Genomic DNA, 20681 nt, shown 5'->3' on the forward strand with positions numbered 1-20681 from the left:
AGCCCCCGATGGGTATCAAGTATCTGCACACCATGGTCCGCGTGAAGGATCTGGAGGCCTCGATGGCCTTCTACAAGCTGCTGGGGCTGGAAGAGACCCGCCGGTACGACAACGAGGCCGGCCGGTTCTCGCTGATTTTCATGGCGCCGCCGGAGCAGCCCGAATGCCCGGTGGAACTCACCTACAACTGGGACGGTGACGAGGGCCTGCCTTCGGACAGCCGCCATTTCGGCCACCTCGCCTACGAGGTGGACGACATCTACGCCACCTGCCAGCACCTGATGGATAACGGCGTCACCATCAACCGCCCGCCGCGCGACGGCCACATGGCCTTCGTCCGCTCGCCCGACAACGTGTCGATCGAGCTGCTGCAGAAGGGCGAGGCCCTGCCTCCGGCCGAGCCCTGGGCCAGCATGGAAAACACCGGCCATTGGTGAGCCGGCGCGCGCCCTCCGCCCCGGCCGTGCTGGCCGGGGCGCTTCTGCTCGGCGCGGCACCCCTTGCCGCCCCGGCCAGCGCACAGGCCACGGCGACGCCGGCCCAGTCAGCGCAGGCCATCCCGGCACTTCCGCTCAAGGCACGGGCCGCCCAGACGCAGGCCTCCAAGACGCAGGCCACCAATACACAGTTCAACGGCTGCCGGCAGGCTCTGGCGCTGGGGCTGGACGTCTCCGGCTCCGTGGACGCCACCGAATACGCCATACAGCGCCGCGGCCTCGCCGGGGCCCTGCGCCACCCCGAGGTGCGCGCCGCCCTGCTCCAGCTGCCCGGCCTGCCCGTCTCGCTGATGGTCTTCGAATGGAGCGGCGCCGACGCGCAGCACGATCTCACCGGCTGGCGTTCGATCCGAACCGAGGCCGACATCGAGACCCTCGCCACCGAGCTTGCCAACCCCGACGGCCGTCCGGCCGCCGGCACCACCGCGATCGGCAGCGCCATCCAGTTCGCCGTGGCCGCCTTCGAGGCCGGGCCCCGCTGTTTTCGCCGCACGCTGGATCTCTCGGGCGACGGCAAGAACAACGGCTGGCCACCGCCGCGCGATACCCATGCCCTCGCCGCGGCCGCCGGCGTGGGCATCAACGGGCTCGTCATCGGCGGCGACAGCCCCTCCACGCGGGACGACCGATCCGCCTCCATCGGAGAGCTCGTCGCCTATTTCCAGCACAACGTGATCCTCGGCCCCGGCGCCTTCGTGGAGGCGGCCCTGGGCTTCGAGGATTTCGAGGCCGCGATGGTGCGCAAACTGTTGAAGGAGTTGGACGGCTTCGTCTTCGGCGCCCTGCCTGCCGCGGGACGAAAGGACACCGCCCACCAAGCCTTTCACCTGCCCGTCAGCGGTCCAGCCCCGAGCCGATCGCCGGCCGAGGCGCCGGCGCGATAGCCGGGGCGCCCGTTCAGTAGATGTAGCGGATCTGCTCGCTCCAGTAGCGCTCGACGCGCCGCAGGGCGGTGTTGATGTCTTCCAGTCCTTCAAGGCTGAGCACTTCGCGCGCCTGCAGCCCATCGGCGTGGCGGCTGAACAGCGCCGCGACGATATCGCGGATCCGCCGCCCCTTCTCCGTCAGCCGCACCCGCACGCTGCGCCTGTCCACCTCGCAGCGCTGGTGGTGCATGTAGCCCATTTCCACGAGTTTCTTGAGATTGTAGGAGACGTTGGAGCCCTGGTAGTAGCCGCGGCTCTTCAACTCCCCCGCGGTGACTTCATTGTCGCCGATGTTGAACAGCAGCAACGCCTGCACCGCGTTGATCTCGAGGATTCCGACGCGCTCGAACTCATCCTTGATCACGTCCAGCAGCAGGCGGTGGAGCCGTTCCACCAGCGCAAGCGCTTCCAGGTAGCCGGCGACGTAGCCCGTATTGCCAGGCACCGACACCGAATTGTGCATCGTCATCTTCTTCTCCCGCCAGTTTCGGTCCTGGAGGAGAATCGGAGGGAAAGCCGAAGATCCGGTTAATCCGAGAAAAATGTGCCGAAAATTCCGACCGATCAGCCCGCGCCACCTGCGGCGCCTTCGCCCCGCGCATGGCGGGAGATCCGCGTCAGCAGATCGAGGTATTCCGGGGGCGTCGGCGCCTGGCCGGTGACCCAGCGCAGCAGATCCTGGTCGTTTTCCGAAAGCAACTGGTCATAGAGCTGCAGATCCGCCTCGCCGAGGCGCTCCAGTTCGCTGTCGGCGAAGGGGCCGAGGATCACGTCCATCTCCTTCATGCCCCGGCGCCATGAGCGCATCTTCATCCGCTTCAGGCGGGCTTCGGCGGTTTCGCGGATCTCACTCATCACATAGGCCCTTTCAGCGTGGCACGCAGCCGTTTCTCCAACATCGCCAGCTTCTCGGCGGAGCGGCTCATCTCGGCCTTCAGCTGGCGCAGCTCTGCCAGCAGATCCGAGACCTCGAACGGAATCTCCGCCTCTTCGACCGGGCCGCTCAGCCCCTCGCCCTCGCCCGTCAGAAGCCAGCGCATGGAGACGTTGAGCACGCCCGACAGCATCTGCAGCTTGTTGGCCCGCGGCTCCTGGAGATCCTCTTCCCAGACGCGGATCGTCTTGAGCTTCACCCCGAGCCGCTTGGCGAGATCGCCCTGGCTCATGCCCATGGCCTCCCGTGCGCCGGCCAGCCGATCCCCGAAGGTGGCGGCATCGGCGCCGAACCAGCTACTCTCGGCGGCCTGCATCTCGGGCTGTTCGGCGTCGCTCATGGGATCTCCTTTTGAAGAAATGGCGGCTTGATCGCTCTTCCCGCGCACCCTAAGACATGGCTCCGGCAGATACAAACCGGAGGCCGCCATGTCTTTCCTTTCCGCGACACTAGACCGCGTGAAACCCTCGCCCACCATCGCGGTGACGACGAAGGCCGCCGAACTCAAGGCCGCAGGCGCCGACATCATCGCCCTGGGTGCCGGCGAGCCGGATTTCGACACGCCGGACAACATCAAGGCCGCCGCCAAGGCCGCCATCGATGCGGGCAAGACGAAATACACCGCGCCCGACGGCATCCCGGAACTGAAGGAAGCGATCTGCGCCAAGTTCGCCCGCGACAACGGGCTCACCTACACGCCGAAGCAGATCTCCGTCTCCACCGGCGGCAAGCAGGTGCTCTACAACGCCCTGATGGCCACGCTGAATCCGGGCGACGAGGTGATCATCCCCGCGCCCTACTGGGTGAGCTACCCTGACATGGTGCTGCTCGCGGGCGGCACGCCGGTGGTCGTGGAAGCGGGCATGGAGACCGCCTTCAAGATGACGCCGGAGCAGCTTGAGGCCGCGATCACGCCGAAGACGAAATGGCTGATCTTCAACTCCCCGTCCAATCCCACGGGCGCGGGCTACAGCCACGCCGAACTGAAGGCGCTCACCGACGTGCTGATGCGCCACCCGCACGTCTGGGTGATGAGCGACGACATGTACGAACACCTCACCTTCGACGGGTTCGAATTCTGCACGCCCGCGCAGGTGGAGCCGGGGCTCTACGAGCGCACGCTCACGGTCAACGGGGTGTCCAAGGCCTACGCGATGACGGGCTGGCGCATCGGCTATGCCGGCGGGCCGGAGCATCTGATCGCCGCCATGCGCAAGATCCAGAGCCAGTCCACCTCCAACCCCTGCTCGGTGAGCCAATGGGCCGCGGTGGAGGCACTGAACGGGCCGCAGGATTTCCTCGCACCCAATGCCGAGCTGTTCCGCCGCCGTCGCGATCTGGTGGTGGAGATGCTGAACGCCGCCGACGGCATCGAATGCCCGGTGCCGGAAGGCGCGTTCTACGTCTACCCCTCGATCGCGGGCTGCATCGGCAAGGTGAGCGCCGGCGGGCGCAGGATCGAGACGGATGAGGATTTTGCCACCGCGCTACTGGAGGAAAGCGGCGTCGCCGTCGTCTTCGGCGCCGCCTTCGGCCTTTCACCCAACTTCCGCGTCAGCTACGCTACCGGGGAAGCGGCGCTGGAAGAGGCCTGCCGCCGCATTCAGGAATTCTGCAAGGCATTGCGTTGAGTTAAGGGGTTCACATGGCAGCGGAACTGCCCGAGTACTACTTCCGGATCCGGGAAAACGGCGCCACCGTTTTCAGGGTCGACACCGAGAACCGGCAGCGGCGCATCGAAATGGATCAGATCGCCGTGGCCAACGTGAAGAACGGCCAGATCAAACCCCACGGCGACCGCAGCCTCTCGGAGAAGGACCAGCGCGTGATCCGGGAGTGGATCGAGGCCCGCCGCGCGCTCCTGGCCAAGCGCGACATCGACGACATCCTGCGCGCGGTGGACTACCTCAACACCACCACCCACTGGGTGCAGAGCAAGGCCAGCGACGAGGATCTCGAAGCGGTCACCGATGCGCTGCTGCTGGCGATGCACGATCTGCGCTCGGTGCTGGTGCGCAAGAAGGCCGACCGCCTGATGGGCGGCAAGAACTGAGCCCGCCATGGGGGGCTCTGCCCCCCGTCGCGCCTGCGGCGCGCCTCCCCCCGAGGTATTTGGGGCGAGAGGAAGCGGCCGACTTTGTTCTCCAAATATCCCGGAGCGCGAGGCAGAGCCTCGCATCGGCCCGGCCCGTGTCAGGGCATTGTCAGGCCGCGGCCCCGGCGAGGCGCGGCACCGTCCAGATCCAGAAGCGCGCCAGCAGGAGCACCGCGGCCGAAGCCAGCCCCAGCACCAGCCCGTACCAGACCCCGTGTACGCCGTAGCCCAGCACGAAGCCGATGACGTAGCTGCCGGGCATCCCCACGCCCCAGTAGCTGAAGGCCGCGATCACCATGGGTGCGCGGGTGTCCTTCACGCCGCGCAGCAGGCCGAGCGCCACGGCCTGTGCGCCGTCCACGAGCTGGAAGAAGCCCGAGATGATCAGCAGGGCGCTGGCGAGCGGGATGATGGTTCCGCGGTCCGGGTTGTCCGGCGCGAGGAAGAGCCCGGTGATCAGCTCGGGCACGGTGAAGAAGACGACGACGGTGGCGCAGGCGAAGAGCATCGACATGCCCAGCACCACGCGGCTTCCGCGCTTGAGATCCTCGACCTCGCCGCGGCCCAGCGCGCGCCCGGCGCGCACGGTGGCGGCGTTGGAGAGGCCCAGGTGCACGAGGAAGGTGGCGGAGGAGACCTGCAGCGCGATGCCGTGGGCGGCCACTTCGCGCGTGCCGATCCAGCCCACCAGCACCGCCGCGCCGGCGAAGAGCCCCACCTCGGCCAGCAGGGTGACGCTGATCGGCCAGCCCAGCAGGAACACGCGTTTCATCGCCTCCATGTCGGGCTTCCAGAACCGCTGGAACAGCACGTAGCCGCGCAGCGGGCGGGCGAGCCCGGCATAGGCGGCGAACATCACCAGAGTGGCGCCGTTGGCCAGCGCGCTGGCCAGCGCCGCGCCCTTCACGCCCATCTCGGGCGCGCCGAGGTTGCCGAAGATGAAGATCCAGTTCAGCAGCCCGTTCAGCACCGCCCCGGCGATCGAGACCCAAAGGATGATCTGCGTGCGCTCCAGCCCCGACAGGAAGCTCTTGAGCGCCATCACCAGCAGCGCGGGCAGCACGCCGAAGCCGGCGATGCGCATGTAGTCGCGCGCGTTGGCGGCCAGTTCATCGCCCTGCCCCAGCAGGGACAGCAGCGCCCCGGAATTCCAGAACAGCGGCAACACCAGCAGGCTGTAGGCGATCGAGAGCCACATGCCCATGCGCGTGGCCCTGCGCACCTCGGTTTCATCGCCGGCCTCGCTGGCCTCGGCCACCATCGGCATCACCGCCAGCGCGAAGCCCGAGCCGAAGATGTAGATCACGAAGAAGAGCGAGGATCCCAGCACGACGGCGGCCAGTTCCGCGACGCCGTACCAGCCCATCATCACCGTATCGGTCACGCCGATGGCGAATTGCGCCAGGTGGGAGCCGATCAGCGGCAGCCCAAGCGTGAGAATCATCTTTACGTGCTGAAAAATCGGGCGAACTTGGGACATGCCCCACGCTTAGGCGCTTTGCGCTGCCCCGGCAAGCCGGGAAAGCGCGGCGGCTCAGCCCCCCGTATGGCGCAGGTCCGGATGCAGGGAAGCCCCCAGGATGTGATCGGAGCCATGCACCACGTGCCCGGCGCTGCCCACGATCAGCGGGTCCGGCGGCAGGGCGATCTCGGGATCCTTGTCGGGGTAGTCCACCGTGGAGAGGAAGTGGCGCATGCAATGGATGCGGGCGCGCTTCTTGTCGTTGGACTTGACGATCGTCCAGGGCGCATCGGCGGTGTCGGTGTAGAAGAACATCGCCTCCTTGGCCTCGGTGTAGTCATCCCATTTCGCCAGCGAAGCCTTGTCGATCGGAGAGAGTTTCCAGCGCTTCAGCGGATCGGTCTCGCGCGACTGGAAGCGCTTCTTCTGCTCCTCCCGGGTGACGGAGAACCAGTATTTGTGCAGGCGGATGCCCGAGCGCACCAGCATCCGCTCGAACTCCGGCGCCTGCCGCATTCGAGATACTCGTTGGGGGTGCAGAAGTTCATCACCCGCTCGACGCCGGCCCGGTTGTACCAGCTGCGATCGTAGAAGACCATTTCGCCGGCGGTGGGCAGATGGGTGACGTAGCGCTGGAAATACCACTGCCCGCGTTCTTCGTCGGTGGGTTTGTTCAGCGCCACGACGCGGGCCTGGCGCGGGTTGAGGTGCTCCATGAAGCGCTTGATGGTGCCGCCCTTGCCGGCGGCGTCGCGCCCCTCGAACAGAAGCACGAATTTCTGCCCGCTCTCCTGCGCCCAGAGCTGCACCTTCAGAAGCTCGGCCTGAAGCCTGGCCTTCTCCGCCTCGTAGGCGGCGCGGCCCATGCGCTGGCTGTAGGGGTAGGCGCCGCTTTCGAAGGCTTCGCGCACCTTCTCGGGCGAGGGGCGGGGCGCCGTGGCGGCAGAGCCTTCGGGGATGGGACGCGCAGGAGATTTCGGCGCATCCCCCTTTGCCTGTGTCGTTTCGGGCATGGACTGAACGGCATCCTTCGGGGTCATCTCGGCTCCTCTCTCGCAACGGTTTCGCCGTATTCCTTGGCGCGCGGAGCGCGGCGGCGCCATGACATGGGTCAAGCGATGTCATGAAAGTTTCACGCAGCCCCGCACCCGCGCCCCATCAACAGGCTTGCCCGGTGGCGGGCGACTCGCTACGCTCGAAGCTGGTGATATGTGTGGGCAAGGAGTGAGTGACCAACCCCATGGCGGGTAAACAGACAATCCCCATAAGCTGTTGACCCGGTTCTGATCACCGGGTTTTTTCCGAAACGTCTTCATCCCCAACGTGGAAAAATCCCAGTTCAATCACCAAGGCGGGGGCCGCTGCCCGGCGGTCCCCGTCCATTTGTCTGGGCCTTCCGAAATCGAAGTCCGCTGAACGGATGCGCCGTCCTGTGCGCCTGGCGGGGGCGGGCAGCCGTTTGCCCCTTGACCTATCCGAAAGTGAGGCAGAGCCAAAGCCGCGGCAAGGGCACGTTAAGGAAGCAGGCAGGAATGCGCCCCTGCGCCGGACCGCTCCACCGAACGGTCACATTGGCGGCATCAGGGATGCACAAAAGCCTGCGAAACTTGCCCCATGCGCCGCCCGTGCGGCGCAGCCCGTAACCAGTATCTGACGACGAGTATCCGGGCCCGCGCGCGCGTGGGCCCGGCATCGCCCTCAAGGAAGGAGCGCCCCATGATGATCACGCCCCCCACAGCCTTCCGGCACCCCACGGTTGCGCGGCGTCACGCCGGCACGCCGCCGCAGCCCGCCCTGCTTGCCGCGGCCGCCCTCGCCCGCCCCGCCACGGCGACCCCGCGATTGCCCCGGCCTGCGAAGCACCGGGCCACCGCGCGCCCTTCCGACAGCAAGGCGCCGGCGGCTTTCCGGTTCACCGACTGGGCCAGCATCTGAGCGGTTTTCACTGCCGGCGCCTGCGGTTATCCTGCGGCCACGACCAAGCAGGAGCCCCTCGTGCCGCGCCCCGTTTCCAGCATCCGCAACCTCGGCCCCGCCTCCGACGAAAGCTTTGCCCGCGCGGGGATCCGCTCCGCGGAAGAGCTGATCGAGATGGGCCCGGACGCCGCCTACAAGAAGCTGCTTCAGGCCGGCACGCGGCCGCATTTCATCGGCTATTACGCCATGGTCATGGGGCTTCAGGGCCGCCCGTGGAACGATTGCAAGGGCAAGGAGAAAGAGGCCCTGCGCGCCCGTTTCGACGCGATCAAGGCCGAGGCCGGCCCCAACCCGCTGGCCGGGATCGAGGGCATCCTCAACGAGATCGGCACCGGCACCCGGCGGTGATCACTTCCGCAGCGCGGGCAGCCCCACCCCGGTGCTTTCGAACCCGCCATCGACGGCCAGCACCTGCCCGGTGATGTAGCTGGCCTTCTCCGAACAGAGAAACACGATCGCCTCCGCGATCTCGCGCTCGCTGCCGTAGCGGTTGAGCGGGATGGCGTCGTGGTAGGCGTCGATGATCTCCTGGCTGTGGACGGCCATCGCGAGCTTGGTGCGCACCGGTCCGGGGCAGACGCAGTTGGCGCGCACCCCCTGCTCGCCCAGTTCCGCCGCCTGCTGCTTCGTCAACTGGATCACCGCCGCCTTGGAGGTGCCGTAGGCGACGCGCAGCGTGGAGGCCCGCAGCCCCGAGATCGACCCGATGTTGACGATCGCCCCCTTCCGGGCGGCCAGCGCCGGGGCCGCGGCCTGCGAACAGAGGAACACCCCGTCGAGGTTCGTCGCCATCACCCGGCGCCACATGGCGAAATCGCAGTCCGCGATGGGGCCGAACTCCGCAACGCCGGCGTTGTTCACCAGCGCGTCCAGCCCGCCGCCGAAAGCCACGGCGGCCTCCACCATCGCGGCAACCTGCCCGGGCTCGGACACGTCGGCTTCGAGCGCGCAGACCTGCGGGCCCAGCGCCGCGGCGGCCGCGGCCAGTTCGGTGCCGTCGCGGTCCACCATCGCCACACGCCAACCCTCTTCAAGAAAAAGGCGGACGGTGGCCAGCCCGATCCCGCGGGCGGCTCCGGTGACGAGGGCACATTTTGTCATGGGGTTTCCTCCTGTATCCGGCGCCACGGTAGCGGCGTGCGGTGCGGAGGGAAAGCCGGCTTGCGAAGCGGGGCGCCCCCACCCGCGCTGCAAAACGGAAACGCAAATCGGCGGGCCGCTTGCGCAACCCGCCGACTTCGGAAACGAGCAAAGTTCCCGGGGGATCCCGCCGAAGCGGGAAGGTATGGCGTATCAGCCGACCAGCTCGAGGCCGGAGAAGAAGTAGGCGATCTCGACGGCGGCGGTTTCCGGCGCGTCGGAGCCGTGGACGGAGTTTTCACCGATGGACAGGGCGAATTCCTTGCGGATGGTGCCTTCGGCGGCTTCGGCCGGGTTGGTTGCGCCCATCACTTCGCGGTTCTTCGCGATGGCGTCTTCGCCTTCCAGAACCTGCACCACGATCGGGCCGGACGCCATGAACTCGCAGAGTTCGTCGTAGAAGGGGCGCTCCTTGTGCACGGCGTAGAACTCGCCGGCCTGGGCCTTGGTCAGGTGGATGCGCTTCTGGGCGATGATGCGCAGGCCGGCGGCCTCCAGCTTGGCGTTGATGGCGCCGGTCAGGTTGCGCTTGGTGGCGTCGGGCTTGATGATGGAGAAGGTGCGTTGAATGGCCATGATACAGCTCTTTCGGTTCTGGTGCCCGGGCGCGGGGATCGCGGCGGGCGTCTGAATTTCGCCGCCCCTCTAACATGCCATCCGGCCCATGAAAAGCCGCGAATCCGCCTGTGCGCTTGCCGCTTCGGGCCAAAGCGCGTAAGAGGGGTGCAGGGTCCGCAGTTCACCCAGTCGTCGCCGGCGCATGCGCCACGCTAAACCTGTGAGACGCACATCTCCGCATTCCCGACCCGCGTCGCGCGCGGGCCGTCAAGGGCGACACACGGCACCACCCGACTCTTCCGCGCGACCGATCGAGGAAACGATGACGACCCAGACCGGCGCCAAGGCGCCCAAACAGCGCGATGAGATCAGCCTCTACATCGCGGATCTTTCCAGCTTCACCAAGGCGTTGCGCAGCGAACTCGCCAAGGTCGAGGGCCTGCCCGGCCATCTCGAGATGATGGGCGTGGTGGCGCGGGCCGCCGGCAAGCGCAACTACCAATCCTTGCGCGCCGAGGCCGAGGCCAGCCCGCTGCCCGAACCCGACCGCCGGGCGCTGATGGTCTTCACCAAGGGCCGGATGCGCCGCTGGCCCAAGCTGCGCGGCGTGCAGGCGCTCTGCCTCTGGCCCCTGTGGGATCGCCTGCCGCCCCGGCGGGAGATGACCGAGCCGGAAGTGAACGCCGCCATCACCGAGGGCCACAACTTCGGCGATCACGCGCTGCTGCGCCGCTCGCTTGTCAGCGCGGGCCTGCTGTGGCGCACCAATGACGGCGCCGTCTACCGCCGGGTGGAACAGCGCCCGCCCGATGCGGCGCTTGCCCTGATCCGCGCGGTGAAGGCACAAGCGTAGCCGCAAGGTCAATCAGCCGGCGCAGCCGGCCAGCCCCCGACCCTCCCCACGGGAGGGGGCTTTCGCCCCCACCCAGAGCCCGGGGCTGGCCTCCCTAAAACGCGCCGCGCTTCACCCCCCCCTTTCATGGCCGCGCCGGCTCTGCTAGAGCGCGGCCATGTTGAAGATTTCCGATATTTCCTACGCCGTCGAAGGCCGCCCCCTCTTCGAGGGCGCCTCCGCCGTGATTCCCACCGGCCACAAGGTCGGCCTCGTGGGGCGCAACGGCGCCGGGAAAACCACGCTCTTCCGCCTGATCCGGGGCGAGTTGGCGCTGGAGAGCGGCGAGATCACCCTGCCCAGCCGCGCCCGCATCGGCGGGGTGGCACAGGAGGTCCCCTCGTCTGAGACTTCCCTGCTCGACACGGTGCTGGCCGCCGACACAGAGCGCGCGAGCCTGATGGCGGAGGCCGAAATCGCCACCGATCCCAACCGCATCGCCGAGATCCAGACGCGGCTGGCCGACATCGACGCCTGGAGCGCGGAAGGCCGCGCCTCCTCGATCCTGAAGGGGCTCGGCTTCGATGCGGAAGAACAGCTCATGCCCTGCTCCGCCTTCTCCGGCGGCTGGCGCATGCGCGTGGCGCTGGCGGCGGTGCTCTTTGCCCAGCCCGACCTGCTGCTGCTGGACGAGCCGACGAACTACCTCGATCTCGAAGGCGCGCTCTGGCTGGAAAGCTACCTTGCGAAATACCCGCACACGGTCATCATCATCTCCCATGACCGGGGCCTGCTGAACCGCGCCGTGGGCGGCATCCTGCACCTGGAAGACCGCAAGCTGACTTACTACCAGGGCCCCTACGATACCTTCGCCCGCACCCGCGCCGAGCAGCGCGCCGTGCAGGCCGCGATGGCCAAGAAGCAGGAAGCCCGCAAGGCCCATATGCAAAGCTTCGTGGACCGCTTCCGCTACAAGGCGTCCAAGGCCAAGCAGGCGCAGGCCCGGCTGAAGATGATCGAACGGATGGAGCCCATCGCCGCGCCGGAAGAGGCCGCGAAACGGGTGTTCACCTTCCCCGAACCGGAAGAGCTGTCGCCCCCCATCGTCAACATGGAGGGCGCGCAGGTGGGCTATGACGGCACGCCGGTGCTCTCGCGCCTGTCGCTGCGCATCGATCAGGATGACCGCATTGCGCTGCTGGGCAGGAACGGCCAGGGCAAATCCACGCTCTCCAAGCTGATCTCGGGCCGGCTGCAGCCGATGAGCGGGCGCATGATCACCGCCAACAAGCTGCGGATCGGCTATTTCGCCCAGCACCAGGTGGACGAACTCCACGTCGAGGAGACGCCGCTTCAGCACCTGCAAAGGCTGCGCCCGGACGAAACCCCGGCCCGCCTGCGCGCGCGGCTGGCGGGCTTCGGCCTGATGGCGGACCAGGCCGAAACCGAGGTCGGCCGGCTCTCGGGCGGCCAGAAAGCGCGGCTGTCCCTGCTGCTGGCCACCATCGACGCCCCACACCTGCTGATCCTCGACGAGCCGACGAACCACCTCGACATCGAAAGCCGCGAGGCGCTGGTGGAAGCGCTCACCGCCTATTCCGGCGCGGTGGTGCTGGTCAGCCACGACATGCACCTGCTCTCGCTGGTGGCCGACAGGCTGTGGCTGGTGAAGGACGGCACCGTGACCCCTTACGAGGAGGATCTGGAAGCCTACCGGAAGATGCTGCTCACCGCCGATGCCCCGGCGCGGCCGGCCAAGGAAAAGCCCGCACCCAAGCGCCCCTCGCGCGATGCGATCCTCGCGCTGCGGGCGGAGGTGCGCAAGTGCGAAGAAAGAGTCAACAAGCTCAACGAGATGCGCGATACTCTGGCCGAACGCCTCGGGCAGCCGGGCCTCTATGACGGCCCCGACGCCGAGAAGGCCGTCGCTTGGCAGAAGAAATACGCCGAGGTGATGGAAGGGCTCGATCGGGCTGAGGATCTCTGGATGAAGGCCCTGGAAAAACTGGAAGCGGCAGAAGGCTGACGGCATGGACGCAACCGCACTCATCACCGCCTTCGTGGCGCTCTTCGTGGTGATCGATCCGATCGGCCTCGCGCCGCTCTACCTCGCCATGACGCAGGGCATGGGCGATGAACGCCGCCGCGCCATTGCCCGCCGCGCCTGCCTCGTGGGCGTGGGCGTGCTCACCGTGTTCGGCCTGTTCGGCGATTCCCTTCTGCAGTTCCTCGGCATCTCGCTTTCGGCCTTCCGCGTGGCCGGGGGCATCCTGCTCTTTCTCACCGCGCTCGACATGCTGTTCGAACGCCGCACCAAGCGCCGGCAAGATCAGGCCGAGAACGCACAGGCCGACGAGGACCACCGCGACGATCCCTCGATCTTTCCGCTCGGCATCCCGCTGATCGCCGGGCCGGGCGCCATCGCCACCATGATCCTGCTCACCGGGCAGGCCGAGGGCGACCCGGCGCTCTATGCCGCCTACATGGCGGTGATGGTCTTCGTGGTGCTCGTCGTCTTCGTGCTGTTCCACATGGCGCCGCTGCTGGAGCGGGTGCTGGGCGACACCGGGATCCTCGTGGTGACCCGGCTTCTGGGCATGCTGCTGGCGGCACTTTCGGTGCAGTTCGTGCTCGACGGCGTGGCCGGTTTCATGGCCCAGACCGGCGGCGCCCCCCTTCACTGAGCGCGCGCGCTGCCTACATGTGAGGGGCAACCCCACCGGAGGCCCCATGAGCGGAGATCAGATCGGAAGCGTGTTCTACCTCGTCCTGCTGGGCTGCGCGGTAACGCTGTGGTTCTTCGCCCAGAACCGCGCCAGCAAGGGCAAGGTGCTGCAACAGGCGCTCGTCTGGGTGCTGATCTTCGTCGGCGCCATCGCGGCCGTCGGCCTCTGGGGCGACATCCGCCGCGACGTGATGCCCCGCCAGAGCTACGTCGAAGGCAGCGGTGAGATCACCCTGCCCCGCGCCCCGAATGGCCACTTCTACGCCACGCTCGAGGTCAACGGCACCCCCGTGCGCTTCGTGGTGGACACCGGCGCCACCAACATCGTGCTCACGCAACGCGATGCCGCGCGGGTCGGGCTGGATGCGGGCGAACTGGCCTACGTCAACGCCGCCAACACCGCCAACGGCATCGTGCGCACGGCGCGGGTGAAGCTCGATGAACTGGTGCTCGGCGATGTCATCGACCGGAACGTCCCGGCCTACGTGAACGAAGGCGAGATGTCGGAATCGCTGCTGGGGATGAGCTACCTGCAACGCTACGGCACGATCCGGATCGAGGGCGACGCGCTGCACCTGGAGCGCTAGGGCCGGGAAACAGCCCGATGGGGCCTTGCGCCGGGGCGCAATCGCGGAAACCATGCGGGCTGCAACACCAGCGAAGAGGCGCCCCCATGCAGCAACCGATCGAGCTCTATTTCTGGCCCACGCCGAACGGGTGGAAGATCTCCATCGCGCTGGAGGAAATGGCGCTGCCCTACCGGCTGAACCTCATCAATATCGGCAAGGGCGAACAGTTCGCGCCTGAGTTCCTCGCGATCTCCCCCAACAACCGGATGCCTGCCATCGTGGACCCGGACGGCCCCGGCGGCGCGCCGATCTCGATCTTCGAAAGCGGCGCCATCCTGCAGTATCTCGCCCGCAAGACGGGCCGTTTCTACGGCGAGACCCAGCGCGAGCGGATCGCGGTGGATCAATGGCTGATGTGGCAGATGGGCGGGCTCGGGCCGATGGCGGGGCAGGCCCACCACTTCCTGAAATACGCGCCCGCGATGGATCCGCCGCAGGATCTGCCCTACGCCAAGGATCGCTACCGCAACGAGGTCGCGCGGCTCTACGGGGTGCTGGATCGCCAGCTGGCGAAACACGCTTACGTCGCCGGGGATTTCTTCTCGATTGCCGACATGGCGATCTGGGGCTGGGCCTCGCTCTGGGAAGGCCAGCAGCAGACCCTGGAGGACAAACCCCACATGGCCCGCTGGCTGGAAACCTGCGCCGCCCGCCCCGGCGTCAAGGCCGGCCGCGCGCTGGCCGCCGAACTGCGCGGCGATTTCCGCAAGGAGAAAGGCGCGCAGGACGTGCTCTTCGGCAAGCAGCGCAGCTAGCGCAGACGCGCGCTACTCCGCGCCCTCGTCCTCTTCCAGCGCGTAGGTCTGGAACAGTTTGCTCTGGGTCATGAAGAACAGGAAGACGGCCGCCGTGAGGCCGAAGGTCTTGAAGTTGACCCAGGCATCGGTGCTCATCGTGCGCCAGATCACTTCGTTCAGCACCGCCAGCCCGAGGAAGAAGGCGCAGAGGCGGCGGGTGAGGATCATCCAACCCTCCTCCTGCATCGGCAGCGCCTCCTCCATCACCACGCGCAGGTAGCTTTCGCCGCGCAGCAGGCCGAAGCCCAGCACGCCCCCGAAGAGCAGGTAGATCATCGTCGGCTTCATCTTGAAGAAGCGCTCGTCGTTGAACCAGACGGACAGCCCGCCGAAGAGCACCACCAGCACCGCCGTCACGATCTGCATCTTGGAAAGCTTCCCGGTGAGCATCCAGAGGATCGCCGTGCAGGCCAGCAGGATCGGGATGAAGGCTGCCGTGACCACGATGAAGCCTTCGTACTCGGTGCCGCCGATGGTGAACATCGTATCCTTCAGCCGGACGTAGCCGATGAAGAAGGCCGCGATCGGGCCCAGTTCGAGCGCCATCTTCAGGAAGGGGTTCACCGTCCGGGTTTCGGGTTTTTCCACGTCGCTTTCGCTCATCTCGCTCGCTTTCCTAACCGCCCAACTCAACTATCACCGCGCCCAGCGCAATCAACCCCATCAGTGCCAGCCGGCGCGGGCCGACGCTCTCTTTCAGCACGAGCCAGCCGATCAGCGCGGCAAAGAGCGTGCTGGTTTCGCGCATTACCGCGGCCTGGCCGACGCTGTCGATCCGGGTGGCGAGCATGATCGAGCCGAAGCTGAAATAGGCCACGAAGGCCCCCAGCACCCCGCGTCTGAGCAGCGGGCCGAGCGTGGGGCGCACTTCCATGTGTTTCCAGCGCCACGCGGCATAGATGGGCATGGCCAGACCGTCGATCAGGAAGAACCACGCGAGGAAGGTGAAGGGGTTGGCCGTGGCACGGATGCCGTAGGCGTCATAGGTGGTGTAGAGCGCCACGAAGATGCCGGTGATCACCGCGAACAGGAGCGCAAGCGGCAGGTTCTCGCGGTTCACCACCGTGAATTTCAGGTTGTAGACGGCAAAGCCGTAGATCCCGGCCAGCAGCACGGCGACACCCAGCCACTGCAGCGGCGAGAAGCTTTCGTGGAAGATCAGCCCCGCCCCGATCACCGCGAAGAGCGGCCCCGTGCCGCGCACCACCGGGTAGACGACCGTATAGGCCCCGAGCGTGTAGGTCTTGGCCTGGAGGACCTTGTAGATCAGGTGGATCACGAAGGCCCAGCCGAAAATCGGCCACATGTGCGGCTCGGGCCAGGGCACCACGAAAAGCGCGAAGGGCGCTGCGATGGCGCCGTAGCAGAAATCGATCGCCCCGCGCGACAGCCAAGGATCGTGGCGCCCCTTCTGCAGCGCCCCGAAGACGGCGTGCAGGAAGGCCGCCAGCAGCGCAAGGCCTAGGGCGATCGGGCGTGCGGCCTCGGTGCCTTCGATGGACAGGAGCCAATCGCTCATGGGTCGGGTTCCAACTGCTTGCAGCCCCTTCCCTCGTCAGGCCGCGATGATCGGTCTGGCCGGGCAGCCCCAACGGCCCGACCGGCCCCCGCCATACGCCCGTGAGGTGCCTTGTGCAAGCCGCGGAGAGGTCGCTCCCCCTTTTCGGATACCTCCGGTCAGAAGAGAAGGTCAGCCATCGAGCCCCGTCAGGGCGCGGGCGAAATCCTCGGGATCGAAGGGGGCGAGATCGTCGATCTGCTCGCCGACGCCGATGGCGTGGATCGGCAGGCCGAACTTGTCGGCCAGCGCCACGAGCACGCCGCCGCGGGCGGTGCCGTCGAGCTTGGTCATCACGAGGCCCGAGACATCGGCGAGTTTCCGGAAGGTCTCCACCTGCGAGAGCGCATTCTGGCCGGTGGTGGCATCGAGCACGAGCAGCGTGTTGTGGGGGGCGGTTTCGTCCTTCTTGCGGATCACGCGGACGATCTTGGCCAGTTCCTCCATCAGGTCGGCGCGGTTCTGCAGGCGGCCGGCGGTATCGATCATCAGGAGGTCGGCACCCTCTTCCTGCGCCTTGGTCATGGCGTCATAGGCGAGGCTGGCCGGATCAGAGCCCTCGGGCGCGGTGAGCACCGGCACGCCGGCGCGTTCGCCCCAGACCTGAAGCTGCTCCACGGCAGCGGCGCGGAAGGTATCGCCGGCGGCGATCACCACCGATTTGCCAGCCGCCTTGAACTGGCTGGCGAGCTTGCCGATGGTCGTCGTCTTGCCGGAGCCGTTGACCCCGACCACCAGCACCACCTGCGGACGCTTGGCATAGAGCGGCATCGGGCGGGCGACGGGCTCCATGATGCGGGCGATCTCGTCGGCGAGCAGGCGCTTGATCTCCTCGGTGGAGAGGCGTTTGCCGTAGCGCCCCTCGGCCATGTTCGCGGTGACGCGCATGGCGGTGTCCACGCCCATGTCGGAGGTGATGAGCAGCTCTTCGAGGCTTTCGAGCATCTCGTCGTCGAGTTCGCGACGCACGACGGCCTTGCGCTCACCGCCCAGCAGGCGGTTGAGAAGGCTGGCACTTTCGGGTTGCTGCGGCGCGGGCTCGGTGGCGGGCGCCGGATTGCGGCCCGGATCGGGCTGCGGCGCAGGTGCGGACGCGGGCGCGGCGGCTGCCGGGGCCTCGGGTTGCGGGGCCTCGGGTTGGGGTGCCTCGGATTGGTGCGCCGGGGCCTGCTCCACGATCTCTTCCGCGCCGCCATCCTCGACGATGGCCTCGAGCCCTTCCTCCAGCCGAGAGGAGGATTTGAACATCTTGCTACGGAGTTTCTTGAAGAACGACATGGGGCCTGGCCTCTTGCGCGGGTTTTCCTTCACCTAATGGAGGATGGGCGCGGTGAAAAGGGGGCGCGGTGAAAGGGGCCGGCACGGCGGGGCGTTGTGGCCGTGCTTCCGGGCGCCTATATAGCGCGGGCCTTTCCAATTCAGCGGCCCGCCATGACAGCCCCGACCCAAGACGACATCGACGCCGCCGTGCAGGCGCATCTGGCCCGCAGCAAGGCGCGGGTGGCGCCGGTCGAGGTGGGCGGCCAGCGCGTCTGGGTGAAGCAGAAGGAGCGTCCGCCGCTGCGCCGCAGGCTGACAAAGGGCGACAGCGCCAAGGCCTTCGAGGCCGAGCGCCGCGCCCTTCACACGCTGGGCGAGCGGGGCGTTCCGGTTCCGAAGATCCTTGCGGAAGGCCCTGATTTCATGGCCCTTTCCGACAGCGGCACCAGCCTTCAGGCGATGCTGCGGCAGGACGGCTGGCCGGAGGCGGAGCGGCGCGCGGCTTTCGAGGCTGCGGCGCGGGAACTGGCGGCGATGCACGGCAAGGGGCTCTCCCACGGGCGCCCCGCCCCGCGCGACATCTGCTGGCAGGAGGGCCGGATCACCTTCCTTGACCTGGAGCGCTATTCACCAAGCCGAAACACGCCGAAGGGCCACCGCAACGATCTGGTGATCTTCCTCTTCAACATCTTCGCCACGCTGGGGCGCGACTGCCCGGAAGCGCAGGCGGCGGCCGCCGCCTATCGCGCGGCGGATCCGGGCGGCGTGTGGGAGGCGGCCAGCGCCCTGTGCGCCCGGCTGCGCTGGGTGGAGCCGCTCAGCCGCCCGCTGCGGAACCGGAAAGACAAGAAGAACCTCGAATTCAAGGCGGTACCGCTGACGCTCGCCCTCTTCAGCCAACCCCCGCAAGGCTGAGCAGCCCCATCGAAAGCAGCGCCTGCGCGCCGATGTAGGTGATCCAGACGCCCAAGCTCACCCATCCGCGCGCGGGATGATCTTCCGAAAGCCGGAAGAGGAAGATCGCAAGAAGCAGGTCCGACAGCACGAAGCTCGCCGCGCCCAGCGCCACCAGCGGCGCATCCGGCACCGAAAGCGCCGCCATCCCCATCGCCGTGATGATCGCCACGTAGCCGCGCACCGGCCAGAGGAAGGCGCCCGTATGGGGGCGCAGCCAGATCTCGGTGGAAGCCGCCAAAAGCAGGAAAGGGAAAGCCAGCCACGGAAGATTCAGCAGGTTGTCGCTTGCTGAAAGTTGCAGAATGTTCGCGATGTACAAGAGGTGGCCGAGGGCAAAAGCCGCCATTCCCGCCAGAAACGCGCGCTCGCCATCGCGCGAAAGCGCCAGATCCCCGAGGGCGCAGGCGCCGAGCGCCACGGCCAGCAAGGGCGCATCCGCCACAAGGGCACCAAGGGCGAAGACGACCACGGGCAGCGTCTTGAGCAGGCTGCGCAGCGCTGACGGCGCACGATCCAGCCACGGCAGGTAGAGGCCCGCCAGCACGAGCCCGGCAAGCAAGGCAAGCTGCGGCATCAGATCTCGTGGCCGAAGTGTTTCATCACCAGCCGGATCGGGTTGGGCGCGGCCTGCCCGAGGCCGCAGATGGAGGCATCGGCCATGGCGGTGCAGAGCTCTTCCAGCAGCGGCTGATCCCAGCGCTCGGCCTGCATCAGCTTGACCGCCTTCTCGCAGCCCACCCGGCAGGGCGTGCACTGACCGCAGCTTTCATCCTCGAAGAAGCGCAGCATGTTGAGCGCCGCCTCGCGCGCGCTGTCCTGATCCGAGAGCACCACCACGGCGGCGGAGCCGATGAAGGTGCCGTGGGGCTGGAGCGTGTCGAAATCCAGCGGGATGTCATCCATCGAGGCCGGCAGCAGCCCGGAGGACGGGCCGCCCGGCTGGTAGGCCATGAAGCTGTGCCCTTCCGCCATGCCACCGGCGGCGGCGATGATGTCGGTGATGGTGGAGCCGGCGGGCAGCAGGTAGACGCCCGGCTTGGCCACGCGGCCCGAAACGGAATAGCTGCGCAGCCCTGAACGGCCGTTCTTCTCCACCCCGGAGAGGATCTCGGGGCCTTCATGGGCGATGTGGGCGATCCAGTGCAGGGTTTCGACGTTGTGCACCAGCGTCGGGCGGCCGAAGAGCCCCACCTGCGCCACGTAGGGCGGGCGGTGGCGCGGCAGGCCGCGTTTGCCCTCAATGGATTCGATCATCGCGCTTTCTTCGCCGCAGATGTAGGCCCCGGCCCCGCGGCGCAGTTCGATGAAGCCCGGCGCCGCCAGCCCTTCGGCTTCGAGCGCGGCGATCTCGCGGCGCAGGATCTCCAGCACCGCCGGGTATTCGTCGCGCATGTAGATGTAGCAGCGATCAGCTCCGACGCCCCATGCGGTGAGCAGCATCCCTTCGAGGAAGAGATGGGGCACGCGCTCCAGATAATAGCGGTCCTTGAAGGTGCCGGGCTCGCCCTCGTCGCCGTTGACGCAGAGATACTTGGGGCCTTCGGCGAGGCGCACGAAATCGAATTTCTTCCCGGCCGGGAAGCCCGCGCCGCCGAGCCCGCGCAGGCCGGAGGCGAGCACGCGGTCGCGCGCCTCTTCCGGGCTCACCTCACCGGCGCGGCAGCGCAGCAACGGGCCGTAGCCGCCCTTGGCGCGGTAGGCGGCGAGATCCTCGTAGGGCGGCACATGGGCGTGGGTGTCCCCGGCTTCGATCGCCGCGCGCACCTTCTCGGGCGTGGCGTGATCGATGTGGTTGTGCCCCAGTTCCAGCACCGGGGCGGTATCGCAGCGGCCCATGCAGGGCGCGCGCAGCACGCGCACCTCGGCCGGGTCCAGCCCCTCCTCCAGCGCCGCGCGCAGGGCCTCGGCCCCGGCCAGTTCGCAGGAGAGCGAATCGCAGACGCGGATGGTGAGCGCGGGCGGCGGCGCCTCGCCTTCCTTCACCACGTCGAAATGGGCGTAGAAGGTGGCCACCTCGTAGACTTCGGCCTGGCTCAGCCCCATCTCCTCGGCGAGCGCGCGCAGGTGGGCCGCCGACAGGTGGCCATGGGCATCCTGGATCAGGTGGAGGTGTTCGATGAGCAGGTCGCGCCGGCGGGGGCGATCCCCCAGGAGCGCCTTCACCTCTTCCCAGGCGGCCTCGTCGAGCTGGCGGCCCTTGGGCGTTGTGCGCCCCTTGCCCCTGCCCGATTTCCAGATCCCCGGTTTCTGCTGATCCAGCGCCATTGCGCGACTCCCGCTTCCTTGCTCTGGCCTGCAATCTAACGCCTGCCCCTGCAGCGACCATACCGCAAA

At 67.6% G+C, this 20681-nt stretch carries 23 protein-coding genes and 1 pseudogene; 12 read left to right on the forward strand and 12 right to left on the reverse strand.

Features of this window, described 5'->3' with window-relative positions; genetic code table 11:
* Positions 1–8: 8 nt before the first annotated feature.
* Both PSA7680_RS05740 and PSA7680_RS05745 read left to right on the forward strand, forming a co-directional pair.
* Positions 9–437: a VOC family protein gene (locus PSA7680_RS05740; protein ID WP_085867714.1), complete on the forward strand. Its 429-nt coding sequence runs from the start codon at positions 9–11 to the stop codon at positions 435–437.
* Positions 434–1381, forward strand: coding sequence for a DUF1194 domain-containing protein (locus tag PSA7680_RS05745; protein ID WP_245824476.1), 948 nt, complete (start codon positions 434–436; stop codon positions 1379–1381). The genes PSA7680_RS05740 and PSA7680_RS05745 overlap by 4 nt, the downstream gene beginning before the upstream one ends.
* Before the next feature lie 13 nt (positions 1382–1394).
* Here PSA7680_RS05745 and PSA7680_RS05750 read toward each other — a convergent pair whose 3' ends face one another.
* The 3 genes from PSA7680_RS05750 to PSA7680_RS05760 all read right to left on the reverse strand — a co-directional run bounded on the left by PSA7680_RS05750 (position 1395) and on the right by PSA7680_RS05760 (position 2697).
* Positions 1395–1892 (reverse strand): MarR family winged helix-turn-helix transcriptional regulator, encoded by a 498-nt coding sequence (locus tag PSA7680_RS05750; protein ID WP_085867715.1) that lies wholly within the window; start codon positions 1890–1892, stop codon positions 1395–1397.
* A 95-nt stretch (positions 1893–1987) separates the two neighbouring features.
* Complete coding sequence (locus PSA7680_RS05755) at positions 1988–2278, reverse strand: succinate dehydrogenase assembly factor 2 (protein ID WP_370738531.1); 291 nt, start codon at positions 2276–2278, stop codon at positions 1988–1990.
* On the reverse strand, positions 2278–2697 hold the full coding sequence (locus tag PSA7680_RS05760; protein ID WP_245824478.1) for a helix-turn-helix domain-containing protein: 420 nt from the start codon (positions 2695–2697) through the stop codon (positions 2278–2280). The genes PSA7680_RS05755 and PSA7680_RS05760 overlap by 1 nt, the downstream gene beginning before the upstream one ends.
* 88 nt (positions 2698–2785) lie before the next feature.
* Here PSA7680_RS05760 and PSA7680_RS05765 point away from each other — a divergent pair, with 88 nt between their 5' ends.
* Together PSA7680_RS05765 and PSA7680_RS05770 are read left to right on the forward strand one after the other, a co-directional pair.
* Complete coding sequence (locus PSA7680_RS05765) at positions 2786–3988, forward strand: pyridoxal phosphate-dependent aminotransferase (protein WP_085867716.1); 1203 nt, start codon at positions 2786–2788, stop codon at positions 3986–3988.
* 14 nt (positions 3989–4002) lie between these two features.
* Complete coding sequence (locus PSA7680_RS05770; protein ID WP_085867717.1) at positions 4003–4410, forward strand: hypothetical protein; 408 nt, start codon at positions 4003–4005, stop codon at positions 4408–4410.
* Positions 4411–4561: 151 nt separating this feature from the next.
* Here the strand turns inward: PSA7680_RS05770 and PSA7680_RS05775 are convergent, their stop codons facing one another.
* Both PSA7680_RS05775 and ppk2 read right to left on the reverse strand, forming a co-directional pair.
* Entirely contained in the window at positions 4562–5896 is a 1335-nt protein-coding gene (locus PSA7680_RS05775; RefSeq protein WP_245824480.1) for an MATE family efflux transporter, read from the reverse strand.
* 90 nt (positions 5897–5986) lie between these two features.
* Positions 5987–6927 (reverse strand): annotated as a pseudogene (gene ppk2, locus PSA7680_RS05780) (polyphosphate kinase 2).
* A gap of 703 nt (positions 6928–7630) precedes the next feature.
* On the opposite strand from ppk2, the gene PSA7680_RS05785 reads away from it, so the two are divergent.
* Both PSA7680_RS05785 and PSA7680_RS05790 read left to right on the forward strand, forming a co-directional pair.
* Positions 7631–7849, forward strand: a complete 219-nt coding sequence (locus tag PSA7680_RS05785; protein ID WP_085867719.1) for a hypothetical protein — start codon at positions 7631–7633, stop codon at positions 7847–7849.
* A 60-nt stretch (positions 7850–7909) separates the two neighbouring features.
* Positions 7910–8239, forward strand: coding sequence for a TfoX/Sxy family DNA transformation protein (locus tag PSA7680_RS05790; RefSeq protein ID WP_085867720.1), 330 nt, complete (start codon positions 7910–7912; stop codon positions 8237–8239).
* Here PSA7680_RS05790 and PSA7680_RS05795 read toward each other — a convergent pair whose 3' ends face one another.
* Positions 8240–8992, reverse strand: a complete 753-nt coding sequence (locus tag PSA7680_RS05795; RefSeq protein WP_085867721.1) for an SDR family NAD(P)-dependent oxidoreductase — start codon at positions 8990–8992, stop codon at positions 8240–8242.
* 192 nt (positions 8993–9184) lie between these two features.
* On the reverse strand, positions 9185–9607 hold the full coding sequence (gene ndk, locus PSA7680_RS05800; protein ID WP_085867722.1) for a nucleoside-diphosphate kinase: 423 nt from the start codon (positions 9605–9607) through the stop codon (positions 9185–9187).
* Between the two features lie 304 nt (positions 9608–9911).
* Between ndk and PSA7680_RS05805 the strand changes: the two genes are divergently transcribed.
* From PSA7680_RS05805 to PSA7680_RS05825, 5 genes are all read left to right on the forward strand, one after another.
* On the forward strand, positions 9912–10442 hold the full coding sequence (locus PSA7680_RS05805; RefSeq protein ID WP_085867723.1) for a DUF2087 domain-containing protein: 531 nt from the start codon (positions 9912–9914) through the stop codon (positions 10440–10442).
* Positions 10443–10599: 157 nt separating this feature from the next.
* Positions 10600–12447 carry an ABC-F family ATP-binding cassette domain-containing protein gene (locus PSA7680_RS05810; RefSeq protein ID WP_085867724.1) on the forward strand — a complete coding sequence of 616 codons (1848 nt, stop codon included), beginning with the start codon at positions 10600–10602 and terminating at the stop codon, positions 12445–12447.
* Positions 12448–12451: 4 nt separating this feature from the next.
* Complete coding sequence (locus PSA7680_RS05815) at positions 12452–13105, forward strand: MarC family protein (RefSeq protein ID WP_085867725.1); 654 nt, start codon at positions 12452–12454, stop codon at positions 13103–13105.
* A 46-nt stretch (positions 13106–13151) separates the two neighbouring features.
* Positions 13152–13733: a retropepsin-like aspartic protease family protein gene (locus PSA7680_RS05820; RefSeq protein ID WP_085867726.1), complete on the forward strand. Its 582-nt coding sequence runs from the start codon at positions 13152–13154 to the stop codon at positions 13731–13733.
* Between the two features lie 86 nt (positions 13734–13819).
* Positions 13820–14530 (forward strand): glutathione S-transferase N-terminal domain-containing protein, encoded by a 711-nt coding sequence (locus PSA7680_RS05825; protein ID WP_085867727.1) that lies wholly within the window; start codon positions 13820–13822, stop codon positions 14528–14530.
* 12 nt (positions 14531–14542) lie between these two features.
* On the opposite strand, the gene PSA7680_RS05830 is transcribed toward PSA7680_RS05825, so the two are convergent.
* The 3 genes from PSA7680_RS05830 to ftsY form a co-directional block, all read right to left on the reverse strand.
* The gene (locus PSA7680_RS05830) at positions 14543–15175 is read right to left on the reverse strand and encodes an inner membrane-spanning protein YciB (RefSeq protein WP_085867728.1); all 633 of its coding nucleotides are present in this window, start codon (positions 15173–15175) and stop codon (positions 14543–14545) included.
* Between the two features lie 13 nt (positions 15176–15188).
* Positions 15189–16091: an EamA family transporter gene (locus tag PSA7680_RS05835; RefSeq protein ID WP_085867729.1), complete on the reverse strand. Its 903-nt coding sequence runs from the start codon at positions 16089–16091 to the stop codon at positions 15189–15191.
* Positions 16092–16262: 171 nt separating this feature from the next.
* Positions 16263–17408, reverse strand: a complete 1146-nt coding sequence (gene ftsY, locus PSA7680_RS05840) for a signal recognition particle-docking protein FtsY (RefSeq protein ID WP_085867730.1) — start codon at positions 17406–17408, stop codon at positions 16263–16265.
* A gap of 153 nt (positions 17409–17561) precedes the next feature.
* Between ftsY and PSA7680_RS05845 the strand changes: the two genes are divergently transcribed.
* Positions 17562–18305 (forward strand): lipopolysaccharide kinase InaA family protein, encoded by a 744-nt coding sequence (locus tag PSA7680_RS05845; protein ID WP_085867731.1) that lies wholly within the window; start codon positions 17562–17564, stop codon positions 18303–18305.
* Here PSA7680_RS05845 and PSA7680_RS05850 read toward each other — a convergent pair.
* Entirely contained in the window at positions 18283–18921 is a 639-nt protein-coding gene (locus PSA7680_RS05850) for a lysoplasmalogenase (protein ID WP_085867732.1), read from the reverse strand. The two genes, PSA7680_RS05845 and PSA7680_RS05850, sit on opposite strands and share 23 nt — an antisense overlap.
* Entirely contained in the window at positions 18921–20612 is a 1692-nt protein-coding gene (locus PSA7680_RS05855; RefSeq protein ID WP_085867733.1) for an NAD(P)H-dependent oxidoreductase subunit E, read from the reverse strand. The genes PSA7680_RS05850 and PSA7680_RS05855 overlap by 1 nt, the downstream gene beginning before the upstream one ends.
* Positions 20613–20681: the final 69 nt, after the last annotated feature.

This window comes from Pseudoruegeria aquimaris (assembly GCF_900172235.1).
GTDB classification, from domain to species: domain Bacteria; phylum Pseudomonadota; class Alphaproteobacteria; order Rhodobacterales; family Rhodobacteraceae; genus Pseudoruegeria; species Pseudoruegeria aquimaris.

Bases quoted from the DNA above. Each gene is read 5' to 3' on its own strand.
- ndk (WP_085867722.1), bottom strand. From the start codon at position 9,607: ATGGCCATTCAACGCACCTTCTCCATCATCAAGCCCGACGCCACCAAG.
- PSA7680_RS05845 (WP_085867731.1), top strand. From the start codon at position 17,562: ATGACAGCCCCGACCCAAGACGACATCGACGCCGCCGTGCAGGCGCAT.
- PSA7680_RS05770 (WP_085867717.1), top strand. From the start codon at position 4,003: ATGGCAGCGGAACTGCCCGAGTACTACTTCCGGATCCGGGAAAACGGC.
- PSA7680_RS05785 (WP_085867719.1), top strand. From the start codon at position 7,631: ATGATGATCACGCCCCCCACAGCCTTCCGGCACCCCACGGTTGCGCGG.
- PSA7680_RS05775 (WP_245824480.1), bottom strand. From the start codon at position 5,896: ATGATTCTCACGCTTGGGCTGCCGCTGATCGGCTCCCACCTGGCGCAA.
- PSA7680_RS05810 (WP_085867724.1), top strand. From the start codon at position 10,600: ATGTTGAAGATTTCCGATATTTCCTACGCCGTCGAAGGCCGCCCCCTC.
- PSA7680_RS05760 (WP_245824478.1), bottom strand. From the start codon at position 2,697: ATGAGCGACGCCGAACAGCCCGAGATGCAGGCCGCCGAGAGTAGCTGG.
- PSA7680_RS05755 (WP_370738531.1), bottom strand. From the start codon at position 2,278: ATGAGTGAGATCCGCGAAACCGCCGAAGCCCGCCTGAAGCGGATGAAG.
- PSA7680_RS05825 (WP_085867727.1), top strand. From the start codon at position 13,820: ATGCAGCAACCGATCGAGCTCTATTTCTGGCCCACGCCGAACGGGTGG.
- PSA7680_RS05805 (WP_085867723.1), top strand. From the start codon at position 9,912: ATGACGACCCAGACCGGCGCCAAGGCGCCCAAACAGCGCGATGAGATC.
- PSA7680_RS05750 (WP_085867715.1), bottom strand. From the start codon at position 1,892: ATGACGATGCACAATTCGGTGTCGGTGCCTGGCAATACGGGCTACGTC.
- PSA7680_RS05815 (WP_085867725.1), top strand. From the start codon at position 12,452: ATGGACGCAACCGCACTCATCACCGCCTTCGTGGCGCTCTTCGTGGTG.
- PSA7680_RS05795 (WP_085867721.1), bottom strand. From the start codon at position 8,992: ATGACAAAATGTGCCCTCGTCACCGGAGCCGCCCGCGGGATCGGGCTG.
- PSA7680_RS05855 (WP_085867733.1), bottom strand. From the start codon at position 20,612: ATGGCGCTGGATCAGCAGAAACCGGGGATCTGGAAATCGGGCAGGGGC.
- PSA7680_RS05850 (WP_085867732.1), bottom strand. From the start codon at position 18,921: ATGCCGCAGCTTGCCTTGCTTGCCGGGCTCGTGCTGGCGGGCCTCTAC.
- PSA7680_RS05740 (WP_085867714.1), top strand. From the start codon at position 9: ATGGGTATCAAGTATCTGCACACCATGGTCCGCGTGAAGGATCTGGAG.
- PSA7680_RS05830 (WP_085867728.1), bottom strand. From the start codon at position 15,175: ATGAGCGAAAGCGACGTGGAAAAACCCGAAACCCGGACGGTGAACCCC.
- PSA7680_RS05765 (WP_085867716.1), top strand. From the start codon at position 2,786: ATGTCTTTCCTTTCCGCGACACTAGACCGCGTGAAACCCTCGCCCACC.
- PSA7680_RS05820 (WP_085867726.1), top strand. From the start codon at position 13,152: ATGAGCGGAGATCAGATCGGAAGCGTGTTCTACCTCGTCCTGCTGGGC.
- PSA7680_RS05835 (WP_085867729.1), bottom strand. From the start codon at position 16,091: ATGAGCGATTGGCTCCTGTCCATCGAAGGCACCGAGGCCGCACGCCCG.
- ftsY (WP_085867730.1), bottom strand. From the start codon at position 17,408: ATGTCGTTCTTCAAGAAACTCCGTAGCAAGATGTTCAAATCCTCCTCT.